Annotated in this window: 16 protein-coding genes and 2 tRNA genes; 10 read left to right on the forward strand and 8 right to left on the reverse strand. The window is 68.6% G+C overall.

Annotation, left to right across the window (positions count from 1 at the left end; translation table 11 throughout):
* Nucleotides 1–110: 110 nt before the first annotated feature.
* The 4 genes from L2U69_RS05240 to L2U69_RS05255 form a co-directional block, all read right to left on the reverse strand.
* The gene (locus L2U69_RS05240; protein ID WP_236105494.1) at nucleotides 111–773 is read right to left on the reverse strand and encodes a DUF2497 domain-containing protein; all 663 of its coding nucleotides are present in this window, start codon (nucleotides 771–773) and stop codon (nucleotides 111–113) included.
* 109 nt (nucleotides 774–882) lie between these two features.
* The gene (locus L2U69_RS05245; RefSeq protein ID WP_236105495.1) at nucleotides 883–2,235 is read right to left on the reverse strand and encodes a TolC family outer membrane protein; all 1,353 of its coding nucleotides are present in this window, start codon (nucleotides 2,233–2,235) and stop codon (nucleotides 883–885) included.
* Nucleotides 2,236–2,412: 177 nt separating this feature from the next.
* Nucleotides 2,413–2,742, reverse strand: a complete 330-nt coding sequence (locus L2U69_RS05250; protein WP_236105496.1) for a rhodanese-like domain-containing protein — start codon at nucleotides 2,740–2,742, stop codon at nucleotides 2,413–2,415.
* A 5-nt stretch (nucleotides 2,743–2,747) separates the two neighbouring features.
* Nucleotides 2,748–3,401, reverse strand: coding sequence for a protein-L-isoaspartate O-methyltransferase family protein (locus L2U69_RS05255; protein ID WP_236105497.1), 654 nt, complete (start codon nucleotides 3,399–3,401; stop codon nucleotides 2,748–2,750).
* 150 nt (nucleotides 3,402–3,551) lie between these two features.
* Here L2U69_RS05255 and L2U69_RS05260 point away from each other — a divergent pair.
* Nucleotides 3,552–3,625, forward strand: a tRNA-Cys gene (locus L2U69_RS05260).
* A gap of 127 nt (nucleotides 3,626–3,752) precedes the next feature.
* Nucleotides 3,753–3,827 (forward strand) — tRNA-Asn (locus L2U69_RS05265).
* Nucleotides 3,828–3,890: 63 nt separating this feature from the next.
* Here the strand turns inward: L2U69_RS05265 and L2U69_RS05270 are convergent.
* On the reverse strand, nucleotides 3,891–4,316 hold the full coding sequence (locus L2U69_RS05270) for an MAPEG family protein (RefSeq protein ID WP_236105498.1): 426 nt from the start codon (nucleotides 4,314–4,316) through the stop codon (nucleotides 3,891–3,893).
* A gap of 164 nt (nucleotides 4,317–4,480) precedes the next feature.
* Here L2U69_RS05270 and L2U69_RS05275 point away from each other — a divergent pair, with 164 nt between their 5' ends.
* The 5 genes from L2U69_RS05275 to L2U69_RS05295 all read left to right on the forward strand — a co-directional run bounded on the left by L2U69_RS05275 (nucleotide 4,481) and on the right by L2U69_RS05295 (nucleotide 10,755).
* Nucleotides 4,481–5,932: a cryptochrome/photolyase family protein gene (locus L2U69_RS05275; protein ID WP_236105499.1), complete on the forward strand. Its 1,452-nt coding sequence runs from the start codon at nucleotides 4,481–4,483 to the stop codon at nucleotides 5,930–5,932.
* Entirely contained in the window at nucleotides 5,929–7,230 is a 1,302-nt protein-coding gene (locus L2U69_RS05280) for an NAD(P)/FAD-dependent oxidoreductase (RefSeq protein WP_236105500.1), read from the forward strand. The genes L2U69_RS05275 and L2U69_RS05280 overlap by 4 nt, the downstream gene beginning before the upstream one ends.
* On the forward strand, nucleotides 7,227–8,015 hold the full coding sequence (locus L2U69_RS05285; RefSeq protein WP_236105501.1) for a DUF1365 domain-containing protein: 789 nt from the start codon (nucleotides 7,227–7,229) through the stop codon (nucleotides 8,013–8,015). Before L2U69_RS05280 ends, L2U69_RS05285 begins: the two co-directional genes overlap by 4 nt.
* On the forward strand, nucleotides 8,012–9,280 hold the full coding sequence (locus L2U69_RS05290) for an SAM-dependent methyltransferase (protein WP_236105502.1): 1,269 nt from the start codon (nucleotides 8,012–8,014) through the stop codon (nucleotides 9,278–9,280). Before L2U69_RS05285 ends, L2U69_RS05290 begins: the two co-directional genes overlap by 4 nt.
* A 101-nt stretch (nucleotides 9,281–9,381) precedes the next feature.
* Nucleotides 9,382–10,755, forward strand: coding sequence for an MFS transporter (locus tag L2U69_RS05295; protein WP_236105503.1), 1,374 nt, complete (start codon nucleotides 9,382–9,384; stop codon nucleotides 10,753–10,755).
* A 9-nt stretch (nucleotides 10,756–10,764) separates the two neighbouring features.
* Here L2U69_RS05295 and L2U69_RS05300 read toward each other — a convergent pair whose 3' ends face one another.
* The 3 genes from L2U69_RS05300 to L2U69_RS05310 all read right to left on the reverse strand — a co-directional run bounded on the left by L2U69_RS05300 (nucleotide 10,765) and on the right by L2U69_RS05310 (nucleotide 12,279).
* Entirely contained in the window at nucleotides 10,765–11,238 is a 474-nt protein-coding gene (locus L2U69_RS05300) for a nuclear transport factor 2 family protein (protein ID WP_236105504.1), read from the reverse strand.
* Between the two features lies 1 nt (nucleotide 11,239).
* On the reverse strand, nucleotides 11,240–11,899 hold the full coding sequence (locus tag L2U69_RS05305; RefSeq protein WP_236105505.1) for a ChrR family anti-sigma-E factor: 660 nt from the start codon (nucleotides 11,897–11,899) through the stop codon (nucleotides 11,240–11,242).
* A gap of 149 nt (nucleotides 11,900–12,048) precedes the next feature.
* Nucleotides 12,049–12,279 carry a hypothetical protein gene (locus L2U69_RS05310; protein ID WP_236105506.1) on the reverse strand — a complete coding sequence of 77 codons (231 nt, stop codon included), beginning with the start codon at nucleotides 12,277–12,279 and terminating at the stop codon, nucleotides 12,049–12,051.
* 156 nt (nucleotides 12,280–12,435) lie between these two features.
* On the opposite strand from L2U69_RS05310, the gene L2U69_RS05315 reads away from it, so the two are divergent.
* The 3 genes from L2U69_RS05315 (at nucleotide 12,436) to sseA (ending at nucleotide 15,009) form a co-directional block, all read left to right on the forward strand.
* On the forward strand, nucleotides 12,436–13,056 hold the full coding sequence (locus tag L2U69_RS05315) for an NUDIX domain-containing protein (protein WP_236105507.1): 621 nt from the start codon (nucleotides 12,436–12,438) through the stop codon (nucleotides 13,054–13,056).
* 69 nt (nucleotides 13,057–13,125) lie between these two features.
* Nucleotides 13,126–14,124 carry a cysteine synthase A gene (locus L2U69_RS05320; protein ID WP_236105508.1) on the forward strand — a complete coding sequence of 333 codons (999 nt, stop codon included), beginning with the start codon at nucleotides 13,126–13,128 and terminating at the stop codon, nucleotides 14,122–14,124.
* Nucleotides 14,125–14,163: 39 nt separating this feature from the next.
* Entirely contained in the window at nucleotides 14,164–15,009 is an 846-nt protein-coding gene (sseA, locus tag L2U69_RS05325) for a 3-mercaptopyruvate sulfurtransferase (RefSeq protein ID WP_236105509.1), read from the forward strand.
* Nucleotides 15,010–15,017 lie beyond the last annotated feature (8 nt).

The raw sequence follows: 15,017 nt of genomic DNA on the forward strand, positions 1-15,017 counted from the left end.
TCTCAAGACCGGCCGCCCGTCGCGAGACGACGGGGCACCGGCCGTTCACAATGCGGGACCGCGACGGGTCCGTGTCAAAAAAAGCGGGGCCAGGGACGGCCCCGGGAAGATCACTTGGAACCGCGACCGGTGATGCGCGCCAGTTCCTGCGCCACGGCACGTTCCACGAGCGCCGGCAGATTGGCGTCGAGCCAGGCCTTGAGCATGGGACGCATCAAGTCCTCGGCCATCTGCTCCACCGTGCGGCCGTCGCCCGATACGGGCGGGGGCGGCGGCGCCGGGCGGGCGGCATCCTCGAGCTGGGCGAAGGCGTTGCGGGCCTGATTGGCGACAGGCGCCGATACCAATTGTTCGGTCGGCGAAGCGTCACTCGGCATTTCGGGGTCCTCTCGGGGCTCTTCCGCGGGCGGCATCTCTGCCGGTTCGGCGAAATTGTCCAGCGGCGACGGGTCGGGCTCGATCGGCGGCGCGGCGTCTTCCTCGACCATCGGCGCGGGCGCCGGTTCGGCCGGCGGCGGCTCCGGCGCCTCGGCCACGGCTTCTTCCGCGGGCGCGGGGGTGCCGGCACCATGCGGCGGCAGCGAGACCACGCTGCCGTCGTCCGCCACCATTTCCGTCAGTTCCAGAACGGAATCGGTGGTTTCGGCCGCCGCCGTGTCGCGCGCCTCGCCATCCTCCGCGATGATGCGGCGGATCGACGCCAGGATGTCTTCCATCGACGGGTCGGCCTCGCCCTTGGCGCCGTCACCTTCCCGCTTCAACTCGTCGCTCATTCCTCGTCCCCGCGCCTGGGCGGCGCATCGAAGGGTTCATGCGCCGCAGATGCGCCGCTTTCAGCCGTTCAAACTACGTGACCTGAAAGCCGATGGGAAGGCCGGGCCGTCAGTCGGTGCCGATCCAGCGCCCGCGGGTGGCGTCGTAATGGGTGGTCGGGTCGTAGCGGTCGCCGGTGATGCTCAGGTTTTCCGCGCTGAGGCGGCCGACCGAGGCGAGAAGCTGGAAGGCGGCGGTATATTCGACGCCCTGCGCCCGGATCAGCGAGACCCGGGAATTCAGCAGTTCGCGTTCGGCGTCGAGCACGTCGAGCACGGTGCGCGAACCGACCTCCGCTTCCTGGCGAACACCTTCGAGCGCCAGCGTATTGGCCGCGACCGCCTGCTGCTGGGCGACGATCACTTCGCGCGCCGCCTGATACTGCTCGTAGGCGTTGGAAGTCGATTCGACGACGCTGCGCTGCGCCTCCGTCACCTGGGACAGGCGCTGGCTGGCGGTCTGCTTCTGCTGGCGGATCGTCGCGTATTCCGAACCGGACTGATAGAGCGGCACGGTGACCTGAACCTCGATCGAAGCCTGATCGGTCTCGTCGACCGAAGAGCTCTGGTTCTCGGCATGGGCGATCTCGCCCACCAGGCTGACCTGCGGCTTGATCGCCGAGCGGGCGACGTCGATCGCATCGCGCGCCGCCGATTCGCCGTAGCGGGCGGCGATCAGGTCCGGGTTCTCTGCAAGCGCGATGGCGCGCGCCTCCTCGGTCGAGGGGGGCAGCGGCGGCAGGGCCGGCAGCGGCTCCAGCACGCCCGGGGCGGCGCCGACGACGCGCTCGTAATTCTGCTTGGCGGCGGTCAGATCCGCCTCGGCCTGGCGAAGCTGCGCCATCGATTCCGCGAGGCGTGCCTCGGACTGGGCGACGTCGGTCCGGGTCAGTTCGCCGACGCGGAAACGGTCGCGGCTGGCGTCCAGGTTCCGGCGCAGCACCTCGACGTTCTTCTGGTTGAGTTCGACCAGCCCCTGATTCGTGATCACGCCGACATAGGCCTGGACGACGGCGAACAGCACGCTCTGTTCCGTGGAGCGGAGCTGGGCGCGGCCGGCCTGGATCTGATTGTCGGCGGCGCTGGTCTCGGCGATGGTGCGGCCGCCGCGATAGAGCGGCTGGGTGCCGCGGATGCCGACGGACCAGGGATTGAGGTCCGAATCCACCTTGACGCCTGTGCCCGCGACCGTGTTTTCCTGCGACAGGTAACCGCCGCTGCCGCTGACCACCACGGTCGGGCGCCAGCCGGACAGGGCCTTGGCGATCTCCTCGTCCGTGGCGCGCAGCGCGGCGCGCTGGGCCTCCAGGGTGGGGTTGCTGGCATAGGCCATCGCCAGGGCGTCGGAGAGGGACTCCGCAAGGGCGGGAGCGCCACCGCTCAACGCCATCAGAGCCACGAGGCTAACCAGTCGCTTTGCCATATCGATCGTCCTGCGAAAGCCGGCGGCCGGGAACGCGGCGCCGTTAACACCGTAAACTATAGGTCGCGCCCTGCCGTGGCAACACATGGGGGGTGGCGGCAGACCCGCGATAGGAGAATAGAATGAACGTTCATTCTAGCCGAAGGTCAAGCCCTATCGCCTCCACCCGCCATGGGCTCAATAGCGGGCCATTGTGGGTTCGACGACGGCCGCCCAGCGGTCGATGCCGCCGGTCAGGTTGGAGCAGGACGTGACGCCCTGGCCGCGCAGCCAGAGCGTGGCGCGCAGGCTGCGCATGCCGTGATGACAGATGACGACGATGTTCTGACCCGCTCCCGCCCGGGCGGGATCGAAATCGGCCGGCACGCGGCCGAGGGGTATGTTGACCGCCCCCTCGATGCGGCAGATCTCGAATTCCCAGGGCTCGCGCACGTCGAGCAGGAAGAGGTCGTCGCCGGCGGCGCGGCGCGCCGCCAGATCCTCGACCGACAGTTCGAGCTCGGCCATGGCGATCAGAAGACGAAGGCCGGCGGGGTCTCGAAACCGGGCAGGATCGGGGTCGCGGCGTCGAACAGGGGCCGGTTGCCCACGGCGCCCGCCGACTTGGTATAGAGCATGGCGACACCCATCGGGCCCTTGCGCAGCACGGCGACCAGGCGCCCGCCCTCGGCCAATTGGCCGAAGAGATCGGCCGGCACCGCCGGGACCGAGGCTTCGATCAGGATGACGTCATAGGGCGCGCCCGCCGCATGGCCCTTGGCCAGATCGCCGCCGATCACGGTGACGTTCTCGAGGCCGAGGCCGGCGATGGCGGCCTTGGCCTTGTCCGCCAGCTCCGCCTCGGGCTCGACGGCGGTGACGCTGGCCGCGAGATGGCCGAGCACGGCCGCCGTGTAACCGGTGCCGACACCGAGGTCGAGCACCCTGTCGCCCGGCTTGATCGCGCCTTCCTGGAGCATGCGGGCGAAGACGCGCGGCTCGATCAGATAGCGGCCGGCGCCCAGCGCCAGATCCTCGTCGACATAGGCGACCGGCTTCAGCGCGTCCGGCACGAAGATTTCGCGCGGCACGGCCATCAGGGCATCGTGGATCCTGACGTCGGTAACCTTGTTCGGCTTGATCTGGCTGTCCAGCATCAGGCGCCGGAGGGCGGCGAAATCGGCCATGTTCGTGATCCGCTTCTATGATGATGTCCGACTTATAAGGGCTCCCACCGGCCCTGACAACGACGGCCAGAGTGGAATTGCTGCATTGCCCGCGCCATGCTTTATTGCGTTGCCCTGGGGGCTCTGCTATATCCGCCCCCTCTCGCGCGGGGCGACGTGGCGGAATGGTTACGCAGCGGACTGCAAATCCGTGTATACCGGTTCGATTCCGGTCGTCGCCTCCAGCGAGCTTGGCCGAAAGCGGCGCAAGTTCGGCGCGACGGGACATAGGGTCTTTGCAGCGGAACGATTCGGCTGTATAAGGCCCGCCTCCGCTTCGGCGGGAACGGTTTTGCCGGCTTCGCCGGCTGTTCCCCGGTAGCTCAGCGGTAGAGCAACCGGCTGTTAACCGGTTGGTCGCTGGTTCGAATCCGGCCCGGGGAGCCATATTCGAGGGGTCGAAGCCATCGCTTCGGCCCCTCGCTTCGTTTCAGGTCACTGAAATTCAGGTCACAGGAATACGGTGACGATCGACCAGATCGCGGCGACCAGCAGCGCGATCCAGGTCAGCAGGATGCCGTAGAGCCGGCCGGGCGAGCTTTCGGCCGTCATGTTCAGGCCGATGCCATGCGCCACCCGCCCGACGAAGAGTGCGGCGCCCAGCGCATGGATCAGCCAGGCCGGCTGGCCCGCGATCTCCAGCAGCGCGATCAGCATCAGGGTCAGCGGCACATATTCGACATTGTTGGCATGGGCGCGGATCGCCCGCTGCAGCGGGCTGTCGACCTCCGCCCCCGGCCCGAAGATCACATTCGCCTTCATGCGCTGAAGCCCGACCCGGAAGGCCAGCGCGAAAGTGACCAGGGCATTGAGCCCGGCATAGAGCAGCGTCCAATGCGGCGGATGTGCCAGAAGCTGCGTGACGGCGTCGTCCATGTAAGGTTCCTCCCCTCGTTCGGCGCCAGTCTGCGGGGCGGGGCGGCACTGGCAAGGATTTTCGTCGGTCGCGCCATTTCGTCCGGCCCACCCTTTCGGCCAGGCACGAGGGATCCAACGCCGGCACCACGGCGTATCAGACTCGACACTTCAGTGATGCCGAGATGCCCAGAGCCGACACCACCGCCCCCGTCCTCGTCTGGTTCCGCCGCGACCTTCGCCTCGCGGACAACCCTGCCCTCGCCTATGCCGCCGGCACCGGCCGTCCCGTCGTGCCGCTCTTCATCCTCGACGAGGGTGACGAGACGCTCGGCGGGGCCGGGCGTTGGTGGCTGCACCAGAGTGTCGCGGCTTTGGCCCGGGAGCTGCGCGCATCCGGTCACACGCTCGTGCTGCGGCGGGGCGATGCCGCCCGCATGGTCGCGGAGGTGGCGCAGGAATGCGGTGCCGCCGAAGCGGTCTGGAACCGGCTCTATCACCCGGCGGCGATCGAACGCGACACCGGCATCAGGACGGCACTGACGGCAAGGGGCATCGCCGCCACCAGCTTCAACGCGGCCCTGCTGTTCGAGCCCTGGACGATCGCCAGCAAGGCGGGCACGCCGTTCCGCGTCTTCACGCCGTTCTGGCGCGCCTGCCGGGCGGCTCCGCCGCCGGACGTGCCCGGCCCGCCCCCCCGCGCCACGGCCTTTGCCGGCCGGATAGCCAGCGACGCCCTGGACGATTGGCATCTGCCGCCGCGCCGCCCGGACTGGGCGGCGGGCTTCGTGCCCCATTGGACGCCCGGGGAGGCGGGCGCGGCGGATCGCCTGCGCCGCTTCATCGCCGATCATCTTTGCACCTATGCCCGCGACCGCGACCGGCCGGACCTGGCGGCGACGACGCGGCTCTCGCCCCATCTCGCCTTCGGGGAGATCGGGCCCCGCCAGGTCTGGCACGCCTTGCATCACGCCGTGGACCGCGAACCCGCATGTGCCGGCGGCGCCGAGCGCCTGCTGTCGGAACTGGGCTGGCGCGAATTCTCGTATCATCTGCTGTGCCATGCGCCCGAAATGGCGACCACCCCGCTCAGGTCTGAATTCACCGCCTTTCCGTGGCGCCGCGACGATGCGGCGCTGTCCGCCTGGCAGCGCGGCCTGACCGGCTATCCGATCGTCGATGCCGGCATGCGCGAATTGTGGCGCACGGGCTGGATGCACAATCGGGTGCGCATGATCGCCGCCTCCTTCCTGGTGAAGGATCTGCTGCAGCCCTGGCAGGCGGGCGAAGCCTGGTTCCGCGACACGCTGCTCGATGCCGATCCCGCCAGCAATGCCGCGAGCTGGCAATGGGTCGCCGGCTGCGGCACCGATGCCGCCCCCTTCTTCCGCGTCTTCAACCCCGTGCTCCAGGGCCGCAAGTTCGATCCCGCCGGCGACTATGTGCGCCGTTTCGTGCCGGAACTCGCCGCCCTGCCGGCCGAGGCCGTCCACGAACCATGGGCCCATGGATCCACCCTCGCCCGTGCCGGCATCGTGCTCGGCCGGGATTATCCTGCCCCCATCGTCGACCACGGCTTCGCCCGGGCCCGCGCCCTCGAAGCCTTCGCCACCCTCAAGGAGAACGACGCCGCATGATCACGGGCAGGAGAATCGCCGTCATCGGCACGGGCATCAGCGGCCTGTCCGCCGCCTGGCTGCTGCGCGAACGCCACGACGTCACGGTCTACGAGAAAGAGGACCGCCTGGGCGGCCATGCCCATACGGTCGCGATCGACTACGATGGCACGCCGATCGCGGTCGACACCGGCTTCATCGTCTACAACGAGGCGAACTACCCCAACCTGACCTGGCTGTTCCGCACCCTCGGCATTGCGACGCAGGACAGCGACATGAGCTTCGCCGTCTCGGCGCGCGGCGGCAGCCTGGAATGGGCGGGCGACAATCTGCGCAGCCTCTTCGCCCAGAAGCGGAACCTGGCGCGGCCGCGCTTCATCGCCATGCTGCGCGACATCCTGCGTTTCAACGCGGACGCGCAGCGCGACCTGGCGGCGGGAAACCTCGCCGGTCTCAGCCTCGGGCGGTATATCGAGGCCGGGCGCTACGGCCCCGGCTTTCGCGAGGATTACCTGCTGCCCATGGGCGCCGCCATCTGGTCGACGCCGGCGGCCGACATGCTGCAGTTCCCGGCGGAGAGTTTCCTGCGCTTCTTCGCCAATCACGCCCTGCTGCGCGGCTTCGAAGACCGCCGGCGATGGCGCACGGTCACGGGCGGCAGCATCCGCTATGTCGAGGCGATCGGCCGCGATCTCGGCGCACGCGTCCGCCTGTCCTGTCCGGCGGTGCGGATCGAGCGTGACCGCTTCGGCGTCACCGTGATCGACGACAGGGGCGGCCGCGACCGCTTTGACGAGGTGGTCGTCGCCACCCACGCCGATCAGGCGCTGCGCCTCGTCGACGCCCCGTCGCCGATGGAAGCCGCCCTGCTCGGCGCCTTTCGCTATTCGCGCAATAACGCCGTCCTGCATCGGGACCCCGGCCTGATGCCGCGCCGCCGCGCCGTCTGGTCGAGCTGGAACCATCTGACCGGCGCGGGGGACGCCGAAGGCGCCGTCAGCCTGACCTATTGGATGAACCGCCTGCAGGGCATCGATCCGGCAAAGCCCCTGTTCGTTTCGCTCAACCCGCCGGCGCATCTGGCGGAATCCGCGGTCTTCGCGCGCTTCGACTACGAACATCCGATGTTCGACGCCGGTGCCGTCGCCGCCCGTGCCCGCCTGCCCGAGATCCAGGGCCGGGAACGGCTGTGGTTCGCCGGCAGCTATTGCGGCGACGGCTTCCACGAGGACGGGCTCAACGCCGGCATCGCCGCCGCGGCCACCCTGGGTGCCCCGCCCCACTGGCTGGCGCCCGGCCTGAGGGCGGCGGCGGAATGATCGACCGGGGCAACATCGCCATGGACGGCGCCGGCCTCTATCACGGTCGCGTGTTTCACGGCCGGTTCCGGCCGCGCCGCCACCATTTCCGCTATCGCGTGTTCTCCCTGCTGCTCGACATCGACCGGATCGGCGAGGTCGCGGCCCGAAGCCGGCTGTTCTCGTGGAACCGCTTCAATCTCCTGTCCTTTCACGACCGCGACCATGGACCGCGCGACGGCGGGCCGCTGCGCCCCTGGATCGAGAGCCTCCTGGCCGCGCACGGCATGGAACGGCTGGCGGGCGGACGCATCCGCCTGCTGTGTTTCCCGCGCCTCTGGGGTTTCGTGTTCAATCCGCTGTCGGTCTATTACGTCGAGGACGGCGAGGGCCGGATCGCCGCCGTGGTGCATGAGGTGAACAACACCTTCGGCGAAAGCCATTGCTATGTCCTGCCGGCCGTGCCCGACGCCGACGGCGCGATCGCGCAGGCGGCGGACAAGTGCTTCCACGTCTCCCCCTTCATCGCCATGGACGTGCGCTACCGCTTCCGCCTGTCGGCACCGGGCGCGCGCCTGCGTCTGGTGATCGATGAATTCGATGCCGAGGGCCGCCTGCTCACCGCCAGCCTGTCGGGCCGGCGCCGCCCCTTCACCGACCGCCATCTTCTGGTGGCCGTCGCGGCCCATCCGCTCATGACCCTGAAGGTGGTCGCCGCCATCCATTGGCAGGCGCTGCGCCTCTGGTTCAAGGGCGTGGCCATTCATCCGAAACCCGCAAAGCCCCCCGCCGGAGCGCGCCCATGAGCCTGACCACCACCACAGCCATCCGACACCCCGGCCTTTCCGCCTTCGCCGACGGCGTGATCGAGCGCGAGGCGGCGCTGGCCCTGCCCGGCCTGTCGCGCTGGTTGCGGGTGCTGCTGCGCCTTGCCGGCCATATGGAGGAAGGCACGGTGCTGCTGGGCCTGCCGGCGGGGCCGACCGTGGTGCTGCGCGGGCGCCGGCCCGGCCCCGTCGCCGAAATCAGGCTGCACGATACGTCGGTTGCCCGGCGGGTCCTTCTGAAGGGCGGCCTCGGCTTCGCCGAATCCTATCTCGACGGGGCCTGGGACAGCCCGGACCTGGCCGCCCTGCTCGCGCTCGCCAATGTGAACGAGGCGCTGCTCGACCGGGTACTGGACGGCATGCCCTGGGCCCGGCTGCTGTCCCGCCTCGGCCATCTCGCACGGCGCAACAGCCGCGCCGGCAGCCGGCGCAACATCGCCTTTCACTACGATCTCGGCAACGACTTCTATCGGGCCTGGCTGGACGAGACCATGACCTATTCGGGCGCCGTCTTCCCCTCGGGCGTCGAGGACCTCGCCATCGCCCAGACCATCAAATACGACCGCCTCGCCGCCAAGCTGGATCTACGCCCCGACGATCATCTGCTCGAGATCGGCTGCGGCTGGGGCGGGTTCGCGGAACGCGCGGCCAGCCATTGGGGGGCCAGGGTCACCGCCGTCACCATCTCGGCCGCGCAACATGACTACGCCCGCCGCCGCATCTTCGAAGCCGGCCTCGCGGAGCGGGTGGACATCCGCCTGCAGGACTATCGCGACGTCAGGGGCCAATTCGACAAGGTCGCCTCGATCGAGATGTTCGAGGCGGTGGGCGAAGCCTATTGGCCCCGGTTCTTCGAACGCCTGTCGGCGGCGATGAAGCCGGCGGCCACGGCGGCGCTGCAGGTGATCACCATCGACGAGCGCTATTTCCCGCGCTATCGCCGCAACGTCGACTTCATCCAGCACTATGTCTTTCCCGGCGGCATGCTGCCCTCGCCCGAGGCCTTCGCCCGCGCGGCGGCCGGTGCCGGCCTCGCCGTCACCGGGGAGAGCCGCCACGGCGCCGACTATGCCCGCACCCTGCGGCTCTGGCGCGAGCGCTTCCTCGGCACGTTCGAGGGTCTGCGCCCGCTCGGCTTCGACGACCGCTTCCGCCGGCTCTGGACCTATTATCTCGCCTATTGCGAGGCGGGGTTCCGCACCGCCTCGATCGACGTCGCGCAATTCGCCCTGCGCCGAACCTGAGGAAAGGCCCGAAACCGGGCGGTGAATTCGCGCTAGGTTCACGGCCCCGCCAGCCCTATGGTATGGGCCCTTTCGAGTCCGGCACCGGGTGACGATCGAGCGTGGTTGAAAAAGATAAATCGCGGCTGCCGGCCGCGCAGGTCTGGATCTACGGCCTGCCCGCCCTGGCACTGACCGCCGTCGGCATTCCCCTGCTGCTGTTCCTGGTGCCCTTCTATACGGAGGAAAAGGGCCTGCACCCCGAGGTGGTGGGCTATGTCCTCTTCACCGTGCGCCTGGCCGACGCCGTCTTCGATCCCACCTTCGGCACGATTTCGGACCGGCTGCGCACCCGCTGGGGCCGGCGCCGGCCCTGGATGGTGATCGGCGGCGCCCTGCTGGCCATCGCCATCTGGCACGTCTTCCTGCCGCCCGAAGAGGTCGGCTGGCAGTATTTCGCGCTCTGGACCGTCCTGCTCTACGGCAGTTGGACCATGGTGATCGTGCCCTATGTCGCCTGGGGCGCCGAGCTCACCGGCAATTTCGACGAACGCACGAGGGTCGCCGGCATCCGCGAAGTCTTCCTGCTGGTCGGCACCGTGCTCACCGCCGGCGTGCCGACCATCCTGAAGCTCTTCGGCGTGACCGGCCAGACCGCGACCATGGCCGCCATCGGCATCTTCGTCATGGTGATCCTGCCCGTCTCCGTCGGGCTGATCCTGTGGCGCGTGCCGGAACCGCCGGTGCTCGCCGCCCGGGGCCAGCACCACGGCTGGCGCGCCAGCTTCGACGCGGTCCGCAAGAACGGGCCCTTCATCCGCCTGATCAGCGCCTTCCTCCTGAACGCGACGGCCCAGGCCATGGTCGCCACGCTGTTCTTCTTCTACGTGAAGTTCGTGCTGCAAGACCCTGATTTCGGGCCCATGCTGCTGCTCACCTACTTCCTAGCCGGCATCGTCGCGGTGCCCGCCTGGATGTGGCTGGCGGAGCGTTTCGGCAAGCATCGGACATGGGCCTTCTCGATGATCTCGTCGGCCGTCGCCTTCCTGATCACGCCGTTCCTCGGCGCGGGCGACGTCTGGATCTTCTTTGTCATCACCATCTTCACGGGGTTCAGCCTCGGCTGCGACCAGATCCTCGCCTCTTCCATGCAGGCGGATGTGGTGGACATCGACTCGATCCGGTCCGGCGAACAGCGCGCCGGGCTCTATTTCGCGATCTGGAACATGGTGACCAAGCTGGCGTCGGGCATCGCCGCCGGCATCACCCTGCCCCTGCTCGGCCATTTCGGCTTCCGGCCGACCGAGACCGGCGACAGTCCCCAGGCGGCGATCATCGCCCTGATCGCGCTCTTCGCCGTGGTGCCGCCGGTGCTGCGGCTGCTGTCGGTGCGGATCATCTGGAACTACCCGATCACCCGCGAGCGCCACGCGAGGCTCCGCGCCATGATGGAGCGGAAACTGGCCCGCCAGGCCGCGCGCAGGAAGACGGCCTGAGCCGGCCCCTCAGGCGACCCGCAGCCGCCGCCGGATCAGGCGCAGCAGGGTGCCGATCACGGGCAATGTCTCGTAGAACTGGCCGGCCGCGTCCCAATGATCGGCATGGGCGGCAACGACGCCGCGCCCGCGATCGAGATCGAGCAGGCTCATCCCCTCGATCACGCGCAAGGGCGCACCGCGACCACGGCGCAGGCGATAATCCATGCGCCACAGCAGAGCCGCGCGCGCATCGTCCTCGAAACGGGCGGTCACCTTGAAGACGACGTCGGTACAGTCGCGGAAGAGATGGGCGAAGATCGCCTTGGTCGGCCCGAGGCCGAGGACGGCGTTGAAGGGGTCGCGAAAGGCGATGTCGGGCGCCATCACGGTATCCAGCCTGTCCAGGGTTTCCGCCGTCAAGCCTTCGAGCACGGCGACATAACGGCCGAGCAGATCGGTCCCGCCGGCGGCCCGGAGCGGTGGCGGCCCTGCCCCGACCATCTTAGTCGCGCCTGCCGCTCAGGACGTTCAGCATGCGGGCGACGGGCCCGGTGAAATGCGGCACCGCCCGGGTCAGGCAGAAGCAGATGCAGTCGCCGCCGGCATCCGCCGTCGGCCGGTGATGGATGCTGGGGTCGGCGAAGCAGATGTCGCCCGGACCGTAGTGGGCATGGCCATCGTGGAAGCCGCCGGTCAGCACGAGGGTCATTTCACCGTCGGTATGGGTGTGGCGGGGAACACTGCGCCCGCCCCTGATCTTCATCAGTTCCGCCTGCATGCCGTGTTCGCTGTCGATGACATGGCGCCGGACCCCCGGCAGGAGCGGTCGCCAGCGCAGCCCATCCGCATCGCAGTGGAGATAGGCGCGCAGCGACGGCGGCAGGATGCCGCGCTCCGCGCCGGACGGCGGCGCGAGGGGCGGAAATGTCGCCGGGGGCATGTCGACGATCTTCCGGATCATGCCGGCCGCCGCTTCGGGCGTCAGGTCGGCGGGCTCACCCTGTTCCAGGGCCAGGGCGCCGACGCCGCTCAACCATCGAAGCTGGCGCCGGCAGTCCTCGCAATAGTCGGCATGAATGTCGATCAGAAGATCCTGCAGACCGCCGCCGGGCGCGGCCGCATGGTCGATCAGCATTTCCGGAAAGGGATGAGACCAGGTCATCGCAAACGTCGATCCGCATCGTCACGCTCGAAATCTGTCCTGAATACGACGCGATGCGCGGCGCGGATCATGCTGCGTCCGCGAAAAATGAATCCAAATCCCGCCGGCGCGATCGCCGGCGGGATTCGGGCCCTTCCGGTCTTCGCGGCTCAATCGTCGTCGTCGGCCGTCATGGCGCCGATTGCGGCACCGCCGGCGCCGCCGATCAGGGCACCGCCCACGGCGCTGCCGCCGGTGATCGCGCCGATGGCGGCGCCGGCACCGGCGCCGATGGCGCCGCCCGACAGGGCGCGCTGTTCCTGATGGTTCAGACCGGAGCAGGCGCCGAGACCGAGCACGGCAACCAGGGAAAGCGCGGCGATCGTCTTGGACTTGAACATGGCTCGTCCTCCTATCAGACTTGCTGGGTCGCTTGCCTTTCGGCAGGCCCCCTCGCCCCCTGCGCATAGAACCAACGGAATTGCCCGCCCAAGGTTCCGATGCGCCGCATCTTCCGCCAACCCTTTGTCGTATCAGCTTTTTTCGGAGTGTCCTGGATGGACAGGAAAGTCGAAGTCTCGTCCCTCGAGATCGTCCACGGCGGTTTCTACCCGAAGGTGGTGGTACGCCTTCGCTATCGCCGCTTCGACGGTTCGATGAGCGCGGAAGTCAGCCGCGACATGCTGGAACAGGGGCTGGCGGCGGTCGTGCTGCCCTATGATCCGGCGCGCGATCTGGTCCTGCTGATCGAGCAGTTCCGCCCCGCGCCCCTGCTGCTGGACGACGACCCCTGGCTGTTCGAGGCGGTCGCCGGCCGCACCGAAGCGACAGAGGATGCGGCGGTCACGGCCCGCCGCGAGGCGGTGGAGGAAGCCGGCGTCGACATCATCGACCTTGCCGAGGTGGCGGCGGTCTATCCTTCCCCCGGCTGCCTGAAGGAACGCGCCACCATCTTCGTCGGCCGCTGCGACCTGTCGCCGGGGGACGGGGGCGTCCACGGCCTCGACGCCGAGGAAGAGGACATCCGCACCCACATCCTGCCGTTCGAGGCGGCCATGGCGCTGGCCGGCCAGGGCAAGCTGCGCAGCATGCCGGCCCTGCTGGCGCTCTATTGGCTGGCCCTGAACCGCGACGACCTGCGCCGGCGCTGGGCCGATCCGCCACGCCGCGAGGCTTGAACCGGCCCTGTCGCGCCATTAGGTTCAGCGGTAACCAAACCCAGAACATAAAGACGGGCGCAACCGCGCATGGCGATTCGCGAAGACTTCATCGACACCATCGGAAATACCCCCCTGATCCGCCTCAGGGCGGCATCGGCGGCAACGGGTTGCGAGATCCTGGGCAAGGCCGAATTCCTCAACCCCGGCGGTTCGGTCAAGGACCGTGCCGCCCTCTTCATCGTGCGCGATGCCGAACGCCGGGGCCTGTTGCGGCCGGGCGGCGTGATCGTCGAGGGCACGGCGGGCAATACCGGCATCGGCCTGTCGCTGGTCGGCAATGCGCTCGGCTATCGCACCGTGATCGTGATGCCCGAGACCCAGTCCCAGGAAAAGAAGGACATGCTGCGCCTCGCCGGCGCCGACCTTCGACTGGTGCCGGCGGTGCCCTACGCCAACCCGATGAACTACGTGAAATATTCGGGACGCCTCGCGGAAGAGATCGCGGCGCAGGAGCCGGCGGGGGCGATCTGGGCCAATCAGTTCGACAATGTGGCCAACCGTCAGGCCCATTACGAGACGACGGGGCCGGAAATCTGGACCGATACCGAGGGCAAGGTCGACGGCTTCGTCGCCGCCGTCGGCTCGGGCGGCACCCTGGCGGGCGTCGCCATGTACCTGAAGGAACGGAATCCGGACGTGAAGATCGCGCTGGCCGACCCGCCGGGCGCCGCCCTCTTCAGCTATTACACCACGGGCGAACTGAAATCCGCCGGCACCTCCATCACCGAAGGCATCGGCCAGGGCCGCATCACCGCCAATCTCGAGGGCCTGTCGGTCGACATGGCCTATCAGATCCCGGATGACGAGAGCCTGCCGGTCGCCTTCGACCTTCTGAAGCAGGAAGGGCTCTGCCTCGGCGGCTCCAGCGGCGTCAATGTGGCCGGCGCCATACGCCTCGCCCGTGACCTCGGCCCCGGCCATACCATCGTCACCGTGCTTTGCGACGGCGGCCAGCGCTATCAGAGCAAGATGTACAATCCCGAATTCCTGAAGGCGCGGAATCTGCCGTCGCCAGATTGGCTTTGACCAGATTATTGGCTTTGACCGAGAACCGGAGCAACCTCTATGCCCAATGCGACAGGCCTCGTGACCACCGAATGGCTTGCCCAACACCTGGATGCGCCGGACGTGCGCGTGGTCGATGCCTCATGGTATCTGCCCGGCGCCAACCGTAACCCCAAGGCCGAATATGCCGCCGGTCACATTCCGGGCGCGGTCTATTTCGACATCGACGAGATCGCCGATCTCACCTCGCCCCTGCCCCATATGCTGCCGCCGGCCGAGAAGTTCTCGGCCCGGGTGCGCAAGCTCGGCCTCGGCGACGGTAACCGCATCGTCGTCTACGACGGCGGCGCGCCCTTCGCCGCCGCCCGCGTGTGGTGGATGTTCCGCGCCTTCGGCCATGACGACGTCATGGTGCTGGACGGCGGCCTGGCCAAATGGCGGGCCGAGGGCCGTCAGGTCGACGATCTGCCGCCGATCCCGCGCGAGCGCCATTTCACGGCGCGCGAGAACACCATGCTGCTGCGCGACTACGACCAGGTGCGCCACAATCTGGTGACCCACAAGGAACAGGTGGTCGACGCCCGCAGCCGCGGCCGTTTCGACGGCACCGAGGCGGAACCCCGCCCCGGCCTGAAGCGCGGCCATATCCCGGGCTCGATCAATGTCCCGGCGTCCGAACTGCTGGATCCCGAAACCGGCGTCTTCCTGGACCATGCCGCCCTCGCCGCCAAATTCGCCGAAGCCGGCGTCGATCCGCTGAAGCCGGTGGTCGGCACCTGCGGCTCGGGCGTCACCGCCGCCATCGTGCTGCTGGCGCTCCATGAGATCGGGGCCCGCGATCTCTCGCTCTACGACGGTTCATGGGCCGAATGGGGCGCGCGCGCCGACGCCCCCGTCGAAGCCTGAGCCCGATC

Origin of the sequence: Zavarzinia marina (assembly GCF_021568905.1) — a bacterium.
Taxonomy (GTDB): domain Bacteria; phylum Pseudomonadota; class Alphaproteobacteria; order Zavarziniales; family Zavarziniaceae; genus Zavarzinia; species Zavarzinia marina.